The following is a 16,941-nucleotide window of genomic DNA, read 5'->3' as shown; positions in this document are numbered from 1 at the left end:
TTCGCTAGCGCGATTGGTTCATTTGCACGAAAAACTGGCTCGTGTATCGCATGACGCCAAGAGAAGGGCCGGGCGAATCGATTGGCCCAAAGCCCCATAAGGATTTGAAGTCCTTCAGGAGACGCGATGAACTTTCTGGCTTCCAAAGCGCAATTGCGCGCAAGTTTTGCCCGCTGGTCGCTTTTTACAGTTCCTTTGATCGTGCTGCTGGGGTTTCTTGGCGGGCAATTGGGCAGTCCTGATACGCTGTGGTTTCAGAGCCTGACAAAGCCCTCGATCTTCCCGCCTCCGGCCGCTTTCGGCATCGTGTGGACGATCCTTTATGTGATGGTCGGGTTGTCCGTCGCTCTGGTTGCCAGCGCATGGGGCGCGCACGGTCGCGGCATTGCAATCATAGCGTTTGCGATCCATTTTATCGGTAATCTTTCGTGGACCTTTGTCTTTTTCGGCATGCAGAACATGGCCGCAGGCCTTGGTGTTCTGGTGTATACGACGTTCTCGCTGTTAGTGGTCATCGTCCTGTTTGCGCGGGTTCGCAAATCTGCGGCCTTGCTGCTTCTACCCTATCTTGCATGGGTCGCCTTTGCGAGCGTGCTCAATTGGCAGTTTATGGTCGAAAATCCCGATGGCGGAACGAATGCGGGCGAAGCGGGCGCGGTTGAGCGGGTCGAGTTCTAGGGAACCCCCTTGCTCTTTTCGCCAGCGATCTCCAAATAGCGATCATGCAAAGTCAAAACCCGCTGCTCGCCGATTTCGTCAAACTTGCTAACAGCGCTGCTGGCACGGTTGCCGGCATGTCGCGTGAAGCGCGTGAAAATGCGCGTGAACGCATGCGTGAGACACTTGGCGGGATGGATTTTGTGAGCCGCGAGGAATTCGATACGGTCAAAGCCATGGCGCAAAAAGCGCGTGAGCAGGCCGATGCGCTCGAAGCCAAGGTGGCTGAGCTCGAAGCGAAGCTCGCCAAGAAATAACCGGTCACACCTTTTGTTGTTGAGAATCGGCATTGCGCCGGGGATTGGTTTGATTAGGTTGCGCATACAAGCAATCTAGGAAAACCCCGATATGACCCGTACATTCCTGCTGACCGGTGCTGCTGCTTTGGCGGCTGTGGCTGTCCCTGTTCATGCCCAAGGCAAGGAAGAGAGCTTTGGCGGGGCGAAGGGCGCTGACCTTTCCATCGAGGCGATGGAGCCTGATGGTTCTAGTGTGACGCTTGGCCGGGCGGGTGAATATCCAGCAGATATTGCACGCTATCTGCTTGCCAGCGGTCCGGGGGCTGCAAACCTTTCGCCGGATGGTGAGACGATTGCCTTTTCATGGGATGTGACCGGCCAATCCGAGCTTTGGGTTATGCCTGCAAACGGCGGAGTGCCGCAGCAGCTGACGTTCCAGACGGGTGTATCTACGCCTGTGTGGACACCTGATGGCAAGGGATTGTTTTATTCGGCCGACCGGGACGGGAATGAACAACCCGGCTATTTTCTATTGTCGCCTGACGGGAAGACCGAGACCGAAATTCTGCCCGCCAAGCGCGGCGATTTTCGCATCTTTGGCGGCTTTGCAGCTGACGGCAGCTTTATCTATGCCTCCACGGCCCGCGGGGCGGGTGTCTTCGACATTTACCGCGGCACCATGTCGGGCGAGAGTGAAATGATCGTCCAGTCCGAGCTTGGTCTTGCCGCACGCTCTATCTCGCCTGATGGTAAATATGCGATTGTGACCGAAACAGTGGGCGAGGATGGCGACAATCTATACCTGCTCGACCTCACCACCCGCGAAATGAACACCATTTCCAAGCCGCCGGTGGAGGACCGCGCAAGTCACACGCTTGCCGGTTTTGAGTGGCGGGCGGATTCCAAGAGCATTGGCTTTTCCACCAATGTCGGCCGCGAATTTGGCGCGCTGACTACCTACACGATCTATTCGGCAGACAACGGCGCTTTACAAACCATCGCTACGCCCGATGCCGACATCGAAAACCTCGAGGTGTGCGGCGAGGGTCAGAACGAACTCGTCATCTATACCGAGAACCGTGATGGCTTTGACACCTTGCGGATCAGAAATGGCCGCGATGGCAGTGACCGGATCGTACCCGAATTGCCGGAGGGTACTTATTCGCTCGATTGCGAGGGGACCAGTGATCCCAAACTCCTGGTGCGGGTCAATGGATGGCAGACACCGGGCGAGCTTTGGATGATTGATCCTCTGGCGGGTACGGGTGAGAAGATTTTCTCCGCCAATCTTGCCGGACTTGATGCAGACCGCCTGATCCGGCCGCAAGTTGTACGCTACACCGCGCGCGACGGTGTGGAGTTGCAGGGGCTTTTGTATCTGCCCGCAGGCGCGCAGAAGGGCGAAAACGCACCGCCGGTTGTGTTTTCGGTCCATGGCGGTCCGTCAGGCCAATCACAGCCGAATTTCGATCCGGTTGCGCAATATCATGTGGCGCGCGGGGTGGCCGTGTTTGAGCCCAATGTGCGCGGATCAACGGGTCTTGGACGGACCTATTCAACGCTCGATGACCGCGAAAAGCGGCTCGATTCCGTGCGCGATCTGGTCGATCTGAAACAGGCGCTCGCCACCGATGGCCTGATCGATGGCGACCGGGCGGCGGTTATGGGCGGTTCGTATGGAGGCTATGCTGTGAACGCGGTGCTGGCCGAATATCCGGGCGAGTTTATCGCAGGCGTTTCGCTGTTTGGCGTGGCCGATTGGGTCACCGCGCTCGAGATCGCATCGCCTGCTCTAAAAGCGTCGGACAGAATCGAATATGGCGATATTACCGAGGAACGCTGGCGCGAGTTTTACAAGGTCAATTCACCCATTCGCAAAGCAGACCAGATCACGGTTCCCGTGCTTTACTCCCACGGCGTGCAAGACCCGCGCATCGACATTTACGAAACAGAAGTGATGGTGAAGACCCTGCGCGCCAACGGTGTGGAAGCGCCCTTCATTCGTATTCCCGATGAGGGCCATGGCTGGCGCAAGCTTTCGAACCAACTGTTTTATTTCCGCAAGCAGGCCGAGTTTTTGGAAGAAAAGCTGGGGCTTACTTCGCCTGAATGACCGCGCCAGCATGAATCTGAGCGCACCCGCCATCCTCATCGCCAGCCGTCCTCATGGCGAGAATGCGAGCATTGCGCGGATGCTCACCCAAGAGCATGGGCTCGTCGCTGGCTATGTCGCGGGCGGTCGGGGAAAGCGGATGGGCCCGATTATGATCCCGGGCAACGGCGTCGAGTTTGAATTGCGCTCCAAATTCGAAGGGCAATTGCCATTTGCAAGGCTTGAGCTTGCGAAAAGCCGCGCTCCGTGGATGACGGAGCCATTGCCAGCCGCCGCGATCAATTGGGCCTGCGCGCTCACGGCTAGCACACTGCCAGAACGCAATCCCTACCCCTCGCTCTACACCGCGCTGGACGCATTGCTTGACGCGATTTGCGCAGCGCCCAGCGCGCGTGGCTGGCTTGCAGGGATGGTCGGCTTTGAAGCAATGCTGTTGCGTGAATTGGGTTATGGGGGGGCGAAACCTGACATGGTTGCAGATTTCGGTGAACAATTTGAAGCTTTTCGAGGGCTTCACCGGCCAATCCGGGACTACTTGCTTGCAGGCAGTCCCCGCGATGTTATGGCCGCTCGAACCGCTTTGGGAGAGCGGCTTAAACGGATGATCGAATGAGGGTGCCCCGATGAAAATTGCAGTTATGCCAGGTGACGGAATTGGTCCTGAGGTAACACGCGAGGCGGTTCAGGTGCTCGAAGCGCTGTCGCTGCCGGGCCTTACGCTGTTTGACGCCGATGTGGGCGGCATGGCTTACAAGCGTCACGGCCATCCATTACCGCAAGAAACGCTGACGATGGCGCGCGAAGCCGATGCGGTTTTGTTTGGGGCGGTGGGTGATCCCGACTGCGATGGACTTGCAAGGCATTTGCGCCCCGAGCAGGCGATCCTGGGCCTTCGCAAGGAGTTGGAGCTGTTCGCCAATTTGCGTCCGGCAAAAGTGTTTCCCGGCCTTGAGCATCTTTCCCCGCTGAGCCCGGAAAAAGCAGCGCAAATCGACATGATGTTCGTGCGCGAGCTTAATGGCGATGTCTATTTCGGCGACAAGGGCACGCGCATTGGCGCAGATGGCAGCCAGGAGGGGTGGGATATGATGTCCTACTCTGAAAAAGAGGTGACCCGCATCGCCCACGTCGCCTTTCGCACGGCGCGTGCAGGCGATGATAAACACCGCGTGACCAGCGTCGACAAGGCCAATGTTCTGGAAACCAGTCAGGTGTGGCGCGACACGGTTATCAAGGCGGCAGCCCCGCATCCTGATATCACGCTGGACCATATGTATGTCGATAATGCCGCAATGCAGATCATCACCAATCCGGGTGCGTTTGGCGTTATCCTGACGGGCAATTTGTTCGGCGATATCCTGTCCGATCTGGCGAGCGCGGCGGTGGGCTCTATCGGCCTACTGGCAAGTGCATCCATGGGTGAGCGCCAGACGGCAAACGGCTTGTTTGGCCTTTACGAACCCATCCACGGCAGCGCGCCTGATATCGCGGGGCAGGGCAAGGCCAACCCCATGGCAACGATCCTTTCAGCGGCAATGATGCTGCGCCATTCCTTTGGCCTTGAGGCGGAAGCGGCCCGTATCGAAGCGGCCGTGGCCAGCGCATTGGCGGATGGTATCCACGGCGGTGACCTTGGCGGCACCCACGGTACACAGGCCATTGGCGAGGCAGTGCGCGAGCGGCTTTGACGCGCATCTGAGCTATGTCCCTGGAGCTTGCGATCATCCTTCCGACGCTGAACGAGCGCGGCAATCTTGCCCCTTTGATGGAACGGATTGCAGCCGCTTTAGGTGGTACGGGCTGGGAAGTGCTGATTGTCGATGATGACAGCGAAGATGGCACGGCGGATGAAGCGCGCGCGCTTGCATTGGACAACCCGCGTATCCGGGTGATCCAACGTATTGGCAGGCGCGGCCTTGCAAGTGCAGCCATCGAGGGGTTTTGCGCCACCGCTGCGCCATATGTCGCTGTGATGGACGCCGATCACCAACATGACCCCGCGCTTCTGTCCGATATGCTCGCTGCGCTCAAAGCAGGTGACGCGCAGATTTGTGTCGCCAGCCGCTTTGTCGAAGGCGCCAGCACGTCTGACTGGGGGCAGCCCGAACGCGAACGCCTTTCCACGCTCGCCAATAAAGCGGCACGGTGGATCACCGGGGTTCAATTAAGCGACCCGATGAGCGGCTATTTCATGCTTGCGACGCCCACCGCGCGCGCGCTTGCTCCGCGCCTATCAGGGATCGGATTCAAGATACTCCTCGACCTGTTGGCGACTGCCGATGCGCCTATGAAAGTGAAGGAGTTCCCGCTTCAATTCGCTGCGCGCCGCGAAGGGGAGAGCAAGCTTGACCGGGCGGTGCTGTTCGATTTTCTCGCAGGGCTTTATGACAAGACACTTGGCCGCGTGATCCCCACCCGCTTTGCCCTGTTTGGAACCGTTGGCGCATTGGGCGTCGTGGTCCACTTGGCGGTGCTTTATGCGCTTCTGATCGTTGCTGGCGAAGGTTTTGCGTTCAGTCAGACAATCGCCGTGGTGGCCGCGATGAGCTTCAACTTCTGGCTCAACAATTGGCTAACCTACCGCGACCGGCGTCTAAAGCGATGGGGCGATTTTTTCCGAGGGTGGGTGAGCTTTTGCATCACCTGCTCGGTCGGCGCGCTTGCCAATGTGGCTGTCGCAAGCCTGCTGGAAGCACAAGGATTGTTCTGGCTCGCCTCGGCGCTTGCCGGGATACTTGTGGGGTCTGTCTGGAACTACGCGCTGTCCAGCCGCTTTGTCTGGGGGCGGTTCTAGCTCACACCCAGCTGTCGAGCCACATCCAGTCCCTGAACGTGTCCGGTGTTGCCAATGGGGCACCAGAGAGGATGGGGAAGAACCACGCGAAGAGGCCGATACTCGCGGCCAGAACACCAAGGCTTACCTTGGGCCATCCGGCGCTTCGCACATCGCTAAGCGTAAGAGCCAGGGCCCCGAGGAGGAACATGCTCGGGATGGTGTAGTGATAGTAGAACTGCACAGGTTTCGGCGCGATCAGCCAGAAGCCAAGGCTTACCGCATATCCGGCGACCGCGGCGAGCCTTGCGGGGTCTTTGCTTTGAAGCCCTCTACCAAGGCACCAAAGGACCGCTGGAAGCCCCAATAACATGGTCAACGGATTGCCGAGCAAGAGAACGCCGCGGCGTGCTCCATCGACGTCTTCGTACAGATACCAGATCGGACGGGTGTTGAGCGCCCATTGATCCCATGTGCTTTGATAGGGGTGAGGGTCCAGAACCTGACGCTGCAGCGAGAGGATTTCGCTGTGGAATGCGATGATGCCATTTTGCGCAAGCAAGGAAGGTTCGCTCTGGGTGCCAAGCCAATATCCCGGCGCAAACGTCAGCCCGTAAACCGCCAGTGGGAGAGCACCGAGCCACACAAAGGCTTCGACGAGGCTGATGCCCGGTACCGGTGCGCCTCTGCGGCTAAACAAAAGGCGACGGCGACCAGCGGAGAGGCGCAGGGCAAAAAAGGCAAGGCCAAACACCGGAGCAAGCGGCAACGCGTTCCATTTGGCACCCAAGGCAAGCCCGATCGCAATACCGGTAAGTGCCAGCCGCCATCGCCCTTGTTCGGGTTTTCGAATAGCGGCGGCAAACTGCCAGGAGGCGATTGCAAGGGCGCTCACCATAAAGATGTCGAGCATTGCGGTTCGAGCATGGATGAAAACGTGAAATCCCGTCACCAGCAGGATCCCGAAGACGAGTGTGGCAAAGCGGTCTTCGCTTGCGTGCCACATGGCCCGCATGGATGCGCCCACGGCCACTACCCCCGCGATAAGCGACATGATCCGCCACCCGAGCGGATTGTCACCGAACAGCGCCATGCCAAGCGCGATCAGCGTCTTGCCAAGGAGAGGATGTTCTTTGTTGCGATAAATCGCCTCGCCGCCATCCCAAACCGCCAGCATGTCGCGCGCAGCGGGCAGATAGTGGACCTCGTCAAACAGCGGGGTGGTCGGGATGGTCAGCCGGATGCTGGCGAGGCCTGCAAAAACAGCGCAAATCGCCAAACTCCATACCCAGGGATCATTGGGCTGAATAGGAGAGCCAATGACGGCGCCCTGAAACGGCTCGCCCTCAAGGTCCAGATTTTCAAAGGAGTTTTCGCGAACCATTGCGGCGGAGGCTTAAGGCAAGCTCCCGCCGATGGGCAAGTGGGTGTTTGGATTTATGTCGCAGAATGTGCAGCGCCTGTCTGATTTGTGAGCGCTTCATCCGCCGCATTCTCGAGCCAGAACAAGCGGGCACACATAGCCAGAAGTCCAATGCTGGCCGTCGTGCAGACGAAAAGGGCCCAGGGCACAATATTCATATTCTGTTTTTGCGCGCGCGGCAGGATGAAGAAAAACGCAATCACCACGCACATCACAAGGTCCCACCAGACCTGAATGCCGGTCAGGTTCTGGGAGTGGTTGGTGTAGAACGTGACCACGCCTTCTTGCGCGATCTGAATTGCGGTGTAGCCTCCGAATAATCCAGCCAGCAGAGCGGCGAGCAGCGGTATACCCTTTGTTGGACGGGCCGTGAGAATGTAAACCGCTCCAATGGCAGCGCCGCCAACAATCAGGAAGAATAGAATTTGCAGATAGTCCATCTCGGTCACTCCATGTTATGTAGCACTTGCTACATTCGCTGTGTTAGCGCAATGTAGCGTCTGCTACAAGAGCCAATTCATGCCTGCCCAAAACGCTTCGTCCAAAACCCAGATGACCAAGGAGACGCTGCTGCCAAAGCTTGCGGCCCATGTGCTCGAGCATGGGCTGGATGGCGCCTCCTTGCGCCCTTTGGCCAAAGCGGCAGGGACCAGCGACCGGATGCTGATCTATCACTTTGGCAATAAGGAAGCGCTTCTTTCGGACCTGTTGGATTACATCGCCGGGGTCTATTCCAACTCTCTTGATATGGCGCTCGGCGCGGAACGACCAGCCACGCGGCAAGAGGCGTTCGAGCGTATTCTGGCTCTTGGCAATCAGCCGATGATGCGGCCCTTTATGGTGCTTTGGTGGGAAATCGTTGCAGGCTCTGCGCGCGGGACACCGGGCTACAAAGAAGCAGCCGAAGCGATGATCACCAATCAACTTGCGTTTTTTGAGAAGCAAATGCCCGAAGGCGACCCCGATCCCGCAGGCGGTGCACGCTATCTGCTGACCTTGTTGGAGGGCACTTTGATGCTGCAAACAGTCGGGCACGGGGACACCGCAAGCAAGGGGCTTCGTGCAAGCAAGCTTGCGAGCGACCCTGCGACTGACTAAGCCCGCGCTCGATATGAAAAAGACCACTGGCATGGACCGCGCCGCGACGCGCAAATGGCGACCGCAAACGCAGGCGGTGCGCGGCGGCACCTGGCGCAGCGAGCATGGTGAGACGAGCGAGGCGCTCTTCCTCACCTCTGGCTATACCTACCCGGACGCGCAGACGGTTGCTGACCGGTTTGCAGGCGAGGCGCAAGGCATGACCTATTCGCGCCTGCAAAACCCGACCGTCGCGATGCTGGAAGAGCGGATTGCTCTGATGGAGGGCGCAGAGGCCTGCCGTGCTCAAGCCAGCGGAATGGCGGCGATGACTGCGGCGCTTTTGTGTCAGGTTTCGACCGGAGACCATGTGGTCGCCGCGCGCGCGGCCTTTGGTTCGTGCCGCTGGCTGGTTGACCATCTCCTGCCGCGCTTTGGTGTTGAAACTAGCGTCATCGACAGCGCCGACAATGCCGCGTGGGAAGCTGCGATCCGGCCCAATACCAAGGTCTTCTTCTTCGAAAGCCCTGCAAACCCCACGCTCGACATTGTTGACCTGCAATTCGTTTGCGATCTGGCGCGGGCGCACGGGATCACCACGGTGGTAGACAACGCCTTTGCCTCGCCAGTGCTGCAACGCCCGATGGAGTTTGGCGCAGACGTCGTTGCCTACAGCGCGACCAAACTTATGGACGGACAAGGCCGCGTGCTCGCTGGCGCGGTTTGTGGGAGCGAAGAGTGGATCAACGAGACGCTCCTGCCGTTCCAGCGCAACACCGGCCCCAACATCTCGCCGTTCAACGCATGGGTGGTGCACAAGGGGCTCGAGACGCTATCCTTGCGCGCCCATCAACAAAGCCGCAATGCGGTTCAATTGGGCGAATTCCTGGAGCCGCGCGTTGTGAAGGCAGGCGGGGTGATGCAGCATCCCGGGCTCCCCAGCCACCCGCGCCACGAGCTTGCGATTCAACAGATGGACGCAACCGGCCCGATCTTCGCCTTTGACGTGCGGACCCGTGAGCGCGCGTTTCAAATCCTCGATGCGCTTGAGCTAATCGACATCTCCAACAACATCGGCGATGCGCGCAGCCTGATGTGCCACCCGGCCAGCACCACCCACGCCAATATGGGCGAGGAAGGCCGCGCCGAAATGGGCGTCGCCGAAGGGCTTTTGCGGATCAATGTGGGTCTTGAAGATATCCAGGACCTGATCGAGGATATGGACGGGGCGCTCGCTGTGGCTGGTCTCTAATGCGCGCTTTGCGAAGTCGGGGAGCTGTTTTGAAGGCTCTCGACCACCTCTTGCGCAAGGTCGGGATCCACACCCTCGCGCCAGCAAACATAGGCGGGAAAATCAAAACCCGGTGCGTCTTCGATTGCGGCCAGATCACCGTTTTCCAAAAGCGGCGTCACCAGATACTTAGGCATGTAACCTGCTTTTCCATTGGCAATGAGCCATTTGGCGGACCTTTGCCCAAGGTCAAGGACCAGGCCGGACTGCGGCCTTATTCCAAGGCGGGCGGCAATCTCGAGGCCAATTGAGCGGCCCCAGTCGACCCGCACAAAATCCTCTTTCCAACTTGTCGGATCGCCCGCCGTCACAAGGATCAGCTGGTCCTCGAACAGACGCTCAGCGCTGATGTCTCGGCGGAAAACCGGGTCGTGAACAACGATCATATCCAAAACCCCTTCCGCCAAATCGCGGTTGAGCCTTGCCCATGCGCCCGCGGTTACGCGAAGCGCCAAATCCGGCACCGCCTCGCGCACCTCGTCAAGCCAACCCAAAAGCAGGCGATCCCATAAGAAATACTGCCCGCCGAATGAAAGCGAGCGTTCGAAGCTTTCAGGCAGGGAAACCTCGTGGCGCGCCACCTCCCATGCCCGCACTGCCTGGCGCGCAGGCCCCATGAATTTCTCGCCCGCAGGCGTTAGCTCGCACCCGCGCTTGTCGCGAATGAACAGCTTTGTGCCGAGGCGATATTCAAGCTGTTTGATCCGTTCCGTGACACTCGAAGGGCTCGCGTTCACGCGCTGTGCAGCGCCAGAAAAGCTGCCCGTGGCCGCTGCAGCGAGGAAGGTTCGAAAGGTTGTGATGTCCATTTCAATTCGGATATACCGAAAACAAAATTCAGACAATCGCGTTTTTCAAAACATAAATCTGGGTTTAGACGGTTCTCCAACAGATTGAAGGAGATTACCGATGAAAACTTTTGCAGTTGCAGCAGGACTTGTTCTCGCCTCGCTTACAGTGTCTCAGGTCGCTTTCGCTCAAGACGAGCAGGCTTCTGCCGGCATCATCGTATCGGGCGAATTCCAGAAAAACTGGGATCGCGGCAATCAGCTCGAAGCGGAGGGTCTGGGAGAACTTCAAAAAGCACAGCGCGACCTCGTGAAATACAGCGCCGATGTTGTGAACGCACAAGACCTGCGTGACACTTCGCTCAGTCGGGCTGAAAACGCCCAAGCGGCGTTTCAAAGCCTCACCTCGCGCCCGTTTGTTGGCAACGCCGACGAGGCACGTGACTGGGTAAAGCAAGCCGAGCGCCTTGCGTCTGATTGGGACAAGTTTTCCGAGCGCAGCCAGAAAGGTGCGCGCGATCTTGAAAAGGCACAAGACCGTCAAAACGACGCGCAGGATTCAGTCAAAGAGGCCGAGGCGAAAATCGAAGAGGGCCGGGCCCTGAAAGCCGAAGCCGAGCGCGCCAGCCGTCGCCGTTCTGGCCTTTAGGCCGTACGCTTTTTTAAGGGAGAGAAGAGATGTCTGTAAACAACACCCAAGCCACGCCGATCCCCCGCGGACCAGCGTCAAAGCCGGTGAAGCACGGTGGCGCGGTCGATCATATTGCCGCAGTTACTGCTATGTTTGTAGCAGGGCTGGGTTTGACGCAGCTCTTCGCTCCCATCCTTGTCAATCCGATGACCGGGTTTGAAAGTGGGGTCGCGACACAGATTATTGCCATCCAATGGGCCGTGTTTGGCGGACTGCTTTTCATTGGCGGGCTGTTCAGAATACGGGTCCTGACGATCTTTTCAGCAGAGTTTCTGATGCTCGTCGGCTTGTCCGGCCTTGCCGCAAATCTCATTCAGCAAGGCGCGATGATCCCGCTTATAGTGCACGGCGGGATTGCATTGGCAGGTCTAACCAACAGCGGGCTGGCGCGTCTGACCGACAAAGCAGAACTTAAACGCGAGCTGCAATTGCTGAAGGCCGATGCCGGGAGCGTGCAAGACGCCGAAAAGAAGAGGCAACCGGCGTGATGCGATACACCCAGCTGACAATTATTGGCCTAACCCTATCCCTGCTAACTGCCGCCACCGCTCATGCGCAAAGCGGTGCGAAGCAAGATAGCATCGGGGAAGACGCGGTTGATGCTGTGACGCAGCCGCTAAGCGATCTCAACCTGCGCTCTAAAGAGATCCCTTTGATTCTCGCGCTTGCGCAAGAGGAGCCGTATAATCTCACCGAAGTCGCCGGATGCGATGCCGTTTTCGGCGAAATAGCAAGGCTTGATGCGGTCCTTGGCCCGGATGCCAATGAAGCGGCAGAGGGCAAAGGGCTAATCAATCGCGGACTTCAGGTTGGCGGTGATGTTTTGGGAGGAATGATCCCCTTTCGCGGCATTGTGCGCCGGATTACTGGCGCAAGGGCAGAAAGGAAACGCTGGGAGGCGGCGATATATGCGGGCGTTGCAAGGCGCAGTTTTTTGAAAGGTTATGCCGCCGGAAAAGGATGCGAACCGCCGCAAGAAGCGGCGCCCGAGACTGCGCGCGATATTCTCGGGATGGAAGCTTCGGGCCCTTAGAGATCCCCGATACCCGATTTTGACGGGGCGAAATGAAAGCACGGTCTGCCGAGGCTCCATCAAATACAATGAGGCCGAGCGCTGATAGCCGTTCTTGTGCATTGCAGCGTAAACGCCTAGAGGCTCGCATCACCTAAAGTGGCATTTCTTTCGATGTCACAAAAGACATCAGGACACCGCTTCAATGACCCAAACCGCTACGTTCGCGGACACTTTTCGCCGCGATTGGCTGGCTCAGCCACGCGCTGATATCCTTGCGGGGATTGTTGTTGCGCTTGCGCTGATCCCCGAGGCAATCGGCTTTGCCCTGATTGCAGGCGTTGATCCGAGCGTTGGTCTTTATGCCAGTGTCGCAATTGCGATGGTGATTGCGTTTACAGGCGGGCGTCCGGGCATGATTTCGGCTGCGACGGCGGCTGTCGCTGTGGTGGTGATACCCTTGGTGCGTGATCACGGCGTGGAGTATCTCTTCGCCGCGACCATCCTGATGGGCATTTTCCAGGGGATGGCAGCGGTGCTACGCCTCAACCTGCTGATGCAATTTGTGTCTCGCAGCGTGATCACCGGCTTCGTCAACGCGCTCGCGATCCTGATTTTTATGGCTCAGATACCCCAGCTTATGCCGGGTAATGAGGGCGTGGGCCCGTGGACATGGGCCATGGTCGCGGTAGGTCTTGCCATCATCTATGGCTTCCCGCGCATCACCAAAGTTGTGCCAAGCCCGCTTGTAGCGATCGTTCTGCTGACCGCTGCGACTGTCTATTGGGGCCTTCCGGTCAACAATGTCGCGGGCGAGGGTGAGCTTCCAAGCGGCCTTCCAACCTTTGCGTTCCCGGACGTGCCGCTGACGTGGGAAACCCTGACGATCATTGCACCCTATTCGGCAACGATGGCGGCGGTTGGCCTGCTGGAAAGCTTCCTTACCGCGCAGATCGTGGACGACATGACCCACACGGACAGCAACAAACAGCGCGAGGGTGCAGGCCAAGGCATTGCCAATATCGTTGCGGCTTTCTTTGGCGGCATGGGCGGCTGCGCGATGATTGGCCAGTCGGTGATCAACGTTGCCTCCGGCGGACGAGGGCGCTTGTCGACCTTTACCGCCGGCGCGTTTCTCCTGTTCTTGCTCACAGTGCTTGGCCCTTATGTGGGACAAGTGCCGATGCCCGCATTGGTCGCGGTCATGATCATGGTGAGCATCGGGACGTTCAGCTGGAACTCGATCCCCAACCTTCGCCGTCACCCGGCCAGCAGCTCGGTTGTGATGCTGGCGACGGTTGTGGTTGTCGTCTGGACCCATGACCTTGCGATGGGCGTGCTGGTTGGTGTCCTTCTTTCAGGCATTTTCTTTGCGCAGAAGGTCAAAAACCTCTTCACCGTCGAACGTGTGCGCCGCCCCCATAGCGCGGTCTATGTGGTGACAGGCGAGATATTCTTCGCAAGCGTCGAGAAGTTTCAGGATATGCTTGGCCCCGAAAGCCAGTTTGAGGATGCCGCGCACAATGTCGTGATCGACGTCTCCAAAGCGCATTTCTGGGACATTTCGGCCATCGGCGCGCTTGAAAAAGTGGTCGAACGCATGCGCCGCAATGGCCGTCACACGCGCGTTGTCGGCCTTAACTCGGCGAGCGCTGACCTGTTCGACAAGTTTGCACTGGAAGATCGCACCGGTCTGGAGCTTGGTCTCGCCCCTCATTAAGGGCGCGTCACGGTGATCTTTGCGTAAGAAATGCAAAGAGCCGGGGCCGACGCATTGGCGTAGCACCCCGGCTCCCAAGCACATCTGCCCCTTGTCGAAGGTCTCTTAAGGGACAGTCGGAACGACTTTTGTGGCCTTCAGCCGGTGCCACCTCTTGGACAGCACCGAGACATTATTTTACATCTGTCCTAAGGAATGTGCGAGGAATGCGCTCAATGCGAATTTAACTAGAGTTACCCGGTGCACCATCACATTGCCTTCTTGCGCGGAAAGACTGCACCGGCTTGGCGCTGGATTTGGCTTCGATAAAGCTCTTCTTTCGCGACCTAGCGCTTTTTGCGACCCGGCCATTCATCGAGCGAGAACCACCGGCATTCGATATCGGGCCGCGCTTCGGCAAACGCCATAAAACCGTCGAAGGTCGAGACTGCCTTTGCGCAGCGTAGGCTTTTGAGGTTGCTGCAGTTTAACAGTGGCGAGAGGTCTTTGTCTTTGAGGCTGACCGTGGTCAGTGACAGTTCTTCAAAGGCAAAGCCCTCGAGCGGGGCGAGGCTTTCCAGCTTCTGATAGGTGTTGATCGAACCGTCGAGGCCAAGCCTTCTCAGACGATCCTTTAGCGGCACAAGCCAGTCCAGATTGTACAGACGCTTCGCGTTTTCGATCTCAAGCACTTCGAGGTTCATGAGCTTGGTGATAGGCGAGAAATCCTCGATCTTGTGCGGGGAATCGAGGCGCAGATTCTTGATATTCTGCAGCTTGACCAACCCATGAAGCGACGTCGCGGTCATGGGGTAGAGCAGGCTGAGTGTCTCTAGCCGGGTGAGCTCGCAAATCTCGTCGAGAAAGTCCTGATTGACCCCGCCAGCGGTGAAAGCGCGCAGGTTCGTGCGCGTTGCAATTCCGCGAAAGGAGTTCTTCTCGCGGTTGTGCCAGCCCGATTCAGCAGTCGGACTGATCTTGAGGCGGCGGGTGATGTCTTCTTCATTCATAAGAACGTCTTAGTCGACCAAGCCTTAAAAAGAGTTGCCAGCACGAAGGGCCGCGACCGCTTGCCAAACCGGTTGCTCTATGTAACGCGTCGGCGCTCAGAAGGAGAGACCATATGGCCAATCGCGTTGAGCTTGTTTTCGATTTCGTTAGCCCCAATGCCTATCTGATCTGGGGGCCTTTGCGCGAAGTGGTCCGGCGCACCGGGGCAGAGCTTGATGTAACGCCGGTTTTCCTTGGAGGAATGCACAAGCTGACCGGCAATGCGCCCCCGATGATCCGCAACAAGGATGTGAAGGGCAAGGTCGAATACGACATGCTTGAGATGAGCCGCTTCATCGCCCGCCACAACCTGACAAAGTTCAAAATGCACCCACAGTTTCCGTTCAATTCCATCACCTTGCAGCGCATGCTTTATGCAGCCGATCAAGACGGGCGCGGGGTGCAATTTGTCGACATGATGCTTCCTGCGATCTGGGAAGAGGGCGTCGACGTGCTTGACCCGCAAAGCCTTGGCGCAGCGGTCGCTGATGCGGGATTTGATGCAAAGGACCTGTTCGAGCGCAGCCAAAGCCAAGAGGTCAAAGACGGACTGGTTGCTAATACCTCCCACGCGGTGGAGCGCGGCGGCTTTGGCATCCCCACGATGTTCGTAGGACCGAAGGGCGGCGATACTGAAATGTTCTTTGGCAAGGAACGCTCGGGACAGATCGAAGAGGAATTGGCGAAGGGGTGAGGGGAGGCACGGCGCTGTACCCAATGTGTCGACATTGCCTCAAACACCTTCGTCATCCTGAATTCATTTCAGGATAACGATGCGTACCCGGATTTGCCGGTAGGTGATCCCGGTGCAAGCCTCTCACCTTCGCCGCCAGTGGCAATGACATCGCGACCAAGGGGGCGGTTTCGGTATAGCGCGCCTCGCAGCAAGTGCCGGGGGCACTTCGAGAAGCAAGCGCAGGCGTGGCTGCCAGAGCTGGGGCTCGGCTTGGGGCAGCGCCCCCGGCGCTGCCGTCGCCTGCGCTATTACTACAAAGCCCGCATCTACTCGCCAACGCTCGGACGCTTCCTCCAAACCGACCCCATCGGATATGAGGACCAGTACAACCTCTACGCCTATGTCGGGAATGACCCGATTAATGGGATTGATCCGAGCGGAAACCAAAGCGAAAGAGCTATGGATTTGAGAACTGGAAACATACGAGGTTTCGAGGCACTCACCTACGACTGTACAGGATCATGCGCGGATTTTGTTAGAGGACTTGTAGCTGTTCCTCAGGATATTGGTGCATTAATAGAACATGATGTGAACCGAATTGGCCTTCGAGGGGTTGCCGCACAGAATCGAGCAAAACTCGTCGATGCACTTTTTTCGAGAGGCCAGAGTTACGTAGCTAACAATGTATCTGAAGCTGCTAAGATTGCACGGGAGTTCGTTTTCGACAACAAAGCTTATGTGGCAGGTCGAAGTACATTCAGTTCAGGAGTTGGAGTGGTGACTGGGACAGGTTTCGCGGGATCCGCCGGAACGGCTTCGCTTGGTGCATTAGGGGGGGCTGTCAGGCAACTAAATGGGCTTGTTGGTCAACTTGAGAGCGGTGGTGTCAGTACAAGTACGTTATCGGACTCTACTCTTGGCCAGGCAATTACGTATGGCGGCGCGGGGGCGACTTTACGCTTTAACGCCGACACTGGAAGCATTACTGCTTCAACGTCAACGCAGAGGACCGGATCGCGTCTGAAGCAAAAAACGACAGTTGAAATTTGTAATGTAAATGACGGGAATTGTTGATGTGAATTTCTTTAGAACCGTTATTCTTGGGCAGCTGATAATTTTGCCGGTGGTCTTTCTTTTTCCGTATACCCTTGCAATTCTCTCGCTGAACTTTGCTCCTCTTATCTCGGACAGAGACTTCTATATTTGGTATTTGCTTCCAATAGTTATCGGATCCATTGGATTTTACTTCACGCGCCAGAAAAAGAAGGGTGAAGAGTCGACTGATAACGGTGCTCTATAAGCTCTACACTCTATATTATCCTTCGCTAGTGAAACACCGCAGTCGAACTCAAAGCAAGGAAGCGCTGGTCCGAGACTAAAAGATCCGATCAC

The 16,941-nt window shown here is 57.6% G+C and carries 18 protein-coding genes; 14 read left to right on the top strand and 4 right to left on the bottom strand.

From position 1 onward, the window contains the following. Positions 1-126 precede the first annotated feature (126 nt). The 6 genes from AC0V6Q_RS06475 to AC0V6Q_RS06450 all read left to right on the top strand — a co-directional run bounded on the left by AC0V6Q_RS06475 (position 127) and on the right by AC0V6Q_RS06450 (position 5,863). On the top strand, positions 127-678 hold the full coding sequence (locus AC0V6Q_RS06475; RefSeq protein WP_486167579.1) for a TspO/MBR family protein: 552 nt from the start codon (positions 127-129) through the stop codon (positions 676-678). 44 nt (positions 679-722) lie between these two features. After that, entirely contained in the window at positions 723-974 is a 252-nt protein-coding gene (locus tag AC0V6Q_RS06470; RefSeq protein ID WP_486167578.1) for an accessory factor UbiK family protein, read from the top strand. 91 nt (positions 975-1,065) lie between these two features. Then, a complete protein-coding gene (locus AC0V6Q_RS06465) occupies positions 1,066-3,069 on the top strand; it encodes a S9 family peptidase (protein ID WP_486167577.1) in 2,004 nt (667 codons plus the stop codon). Positions 3,070-3,079: 10 nt separating this feature from the next. Continuing rightward, positions 3,080-3,682, top strand: a complete 603-nt coding sequence (recO, locus tag AC0V6Q_RS06460) for a DNA repair protein RecO (RefSeq protein WP_486167576.1) — start codon at positions 3,080-3,082, stop codon at positions 3,680-3,682. 10 nt (positions 3,683-3,692) lie between these two features. Further along, positions 3,693-4,757, top strand: coding sequence for a 3-isopropylmalate dehydrogenase (gene leuB / locus AC0V6Q_RS06455; RefSeq protein ID WP_486167575.1), 1,065 nt, complete (start codon positions 3,693-3,695; stop codon positions 4,755-4,757). Between the two features lie 14 nt (positions 4,758-4,771). Beyond that, complete coding sequence (locus AC0V6Q_RS06450; protein WP_486167574.1) at positions 4,772-5,863, top strand: glycosyltransferase; 1,092 nt, start codon at positions 4,772-4,774, stop codon at positions 5,861-5,863. A gap of 1 nt (position 5,864) precedes the next feature. Here the strand turns inward: AC0V6Q_RS06450 and AC0V6Q_RS06445 are convergent, their stop codons facing one another. Then, positions 5,865-7,226: a phospholipid carrier-dependent glycosyltransferase gene (locus AC0V6Q_RS06445; protein WP_486167573.1), complete on the bottom strand. Its 1,362-nt coding sequence runs from the start codon at positions 7,224-7,226 to the stop codon at positions 5,865-5,867. A gap of 53 nt (positions 7,227-7,279) precedes the next feature. Beyond that, positions 7,280-7,705 carry a hypothetical protein gene (locus AC0V6Q_RS06440; protein ID WP_486167572.1) on the bottom strand — a complete coding sequence of 142 codons (426 nt, stop codon included), beginning with the start codon at positions 7,703-7,705 and terminating at the stop codon, positions 7,280-7,282. 79 nt (positions 7,706-7,784) lie between these two features. On the opposite strand from AC0V6Q_RS06440, the gene AC0V6Q_RS06435 reads away from it, so the two are divergent. Together AC0V6Q_RS06435 and AC0V6Q_RS06430 are read left to right on the top strand one after the other, a co-directional pair. Further along, on the top strand, positions 7,785-8,363 hold the full coding sequence (locus AC0V6Q_RS06435) for a TetR/AcrR family transcriptional regulator (RefSeq protein WP_486167571.1): 579 nt from the start codon (positions 7,785-7,787) through the stop codon (positions 8,361-8,363). Positions 8,364-8,376: 13 nt separating this feature from the next. Continuing rightward, positions 8,377-9,594: a trans-sulfuration enzyme family protein gene (locus tag AC0V6Q_RS06430; RefSeq protein WP_486167570.1), complete on the top strand. Its 1,218-nt coding sequence runs from the start codon at positions 8,377-8,379 to the stop codon at positions 9,592-9,594. Here AC0V6Q_RS06430 and AC0V6Q_RS06425 read toward each other — a convergent pair. Continuing rightward, positions 9,591-10,442, bottom strand: a complete 852-nt coding sequence (locus AC0V6Q_RS06425; RefSeq protein ID WP_486167569.1) for a LysR family transcriptional regulator — start codon at positions 10,440-10,442, stop codon at positions 9,591-9,593. The genes AC0V6Q_RS06430 and AC0V6Q_RS06425 overlap by 4 nt on opposite strands. 100 nt (positions 10,443-10,542) lie before the next feature. Here AC0V6Q_RS06425 and AC0V6Q_RS06420 point away from each other — a divergent pair, with 100 nt between their 5' ends. The 4 genes from AC0V6Q_RS06420 to AC0V6Q_RS06405 all read left to right on the top strand — a co-directional run bounded on the left by AC0V6Q_RS06420 (position 10,543) and on the right by AC0V6Q_RS06405 (position 13,844). Then, positions 10,543-11,070: a hypothetical protein gene (locus tag AC0V6Q_RS06420; protein ID WP_486167568.1), complete on the top strand. Its 528-nt coding sequence runs from the start codon at positions 10,543-10,545 to the stop codon at positions 11,068-11,070. A 29-nt stretch (positions 11,071-11,099) separates the two neighbouring features. Further along, positions 11,100-11,600, top strand: a complete 501-nt coding sequence (locus AC0V6Q_RS06415) for a hypothetical protein (RefSeq protein ID WP_486167567.1) — start codon at positions 11,100-11,102, stop codon at positions 11,598-11,600. Beyond that, on the top strand, positions 11,600-12,145 hold the full coding sequence (locus AC0V6Q_RS06410) for a hypothetical protein (protein WP_486167566.1): 546 nt from the start codon (positions 11,600-11,602) through the stop codon (positions 12,143-12,145). Before AC0V6Q_RS06415 ends, AC0V6Q_RS06410 begins: the two co-directional genes overlap by 1 nt. A 184-nt stretch (positions 12,146-12,329) precedes the next feature. After that, complete coding sequence (locus AC0V6Q_RS06405) at positions 12,330-13,844, top strand: SulP family inorganic anion transporter (protein WP_486167565.1); 1,515 nt, start codon at positions 12,330-12,332, stop codon at positions 13,842-13,844. 326 nt (positions 13,845-14,170) lie between these two features. On the opposite strand, the gene AC0V6Q_RS06400 is transcribed toward AC0V6Q_RS06405, so the two are convergent. Further along, a complete protein-coding gene (locus AC0V6Q_RS06400; RefSeq protein WP_486167564.1) occupies positions 14,171-14,833 on the bottom strand; it encodes a hypothetical protein in 663 nt (220 codons plus the stop codon). Between the two features lie 113 nt (positions 14,834-14,946). Here AC0V6Q_RS06400 and AC0V6Q_RS06395 point away from each other — a divergent pair, with 113 nt between their 5' ends. Both AC0V6Q_RS06395 and AC0V6Q_RS06390 read left to right on the top strand, forming a co-directional pair. Then, positions 14,947-15,567: a DsbA family protein gene (locus tag AC0V6Q_RS06395; protein ID WP_486167563.1), complete on the top strand. Its 621-nt coding sequence runs from the start codon at positions 14,947-14,949 to the stop codon at positions 15,565-15,567. A 252-nt stretch (positions 15,568-15,819) separates the two neighbouring features. After that, a complete protein-coding gene (locus AC0V6Q_RS06390) occupies positions 15,820-16,623 on the top strand; it encodes an RHS repeat-associated core domain-containing protein (protein ID WP_486167562.1) in 804 nt (267 codons plus the stop codon). The last annotated feature ends 318 nt before the right edge of the window (positions 16,624-16,941 follow it).

It is taken from the genome of Erythrobacter sp. S227 (assembly GCF_057364925.1).
This window is presented reverse-complemented; position numbering and strand designations above follow the sequence as displayed.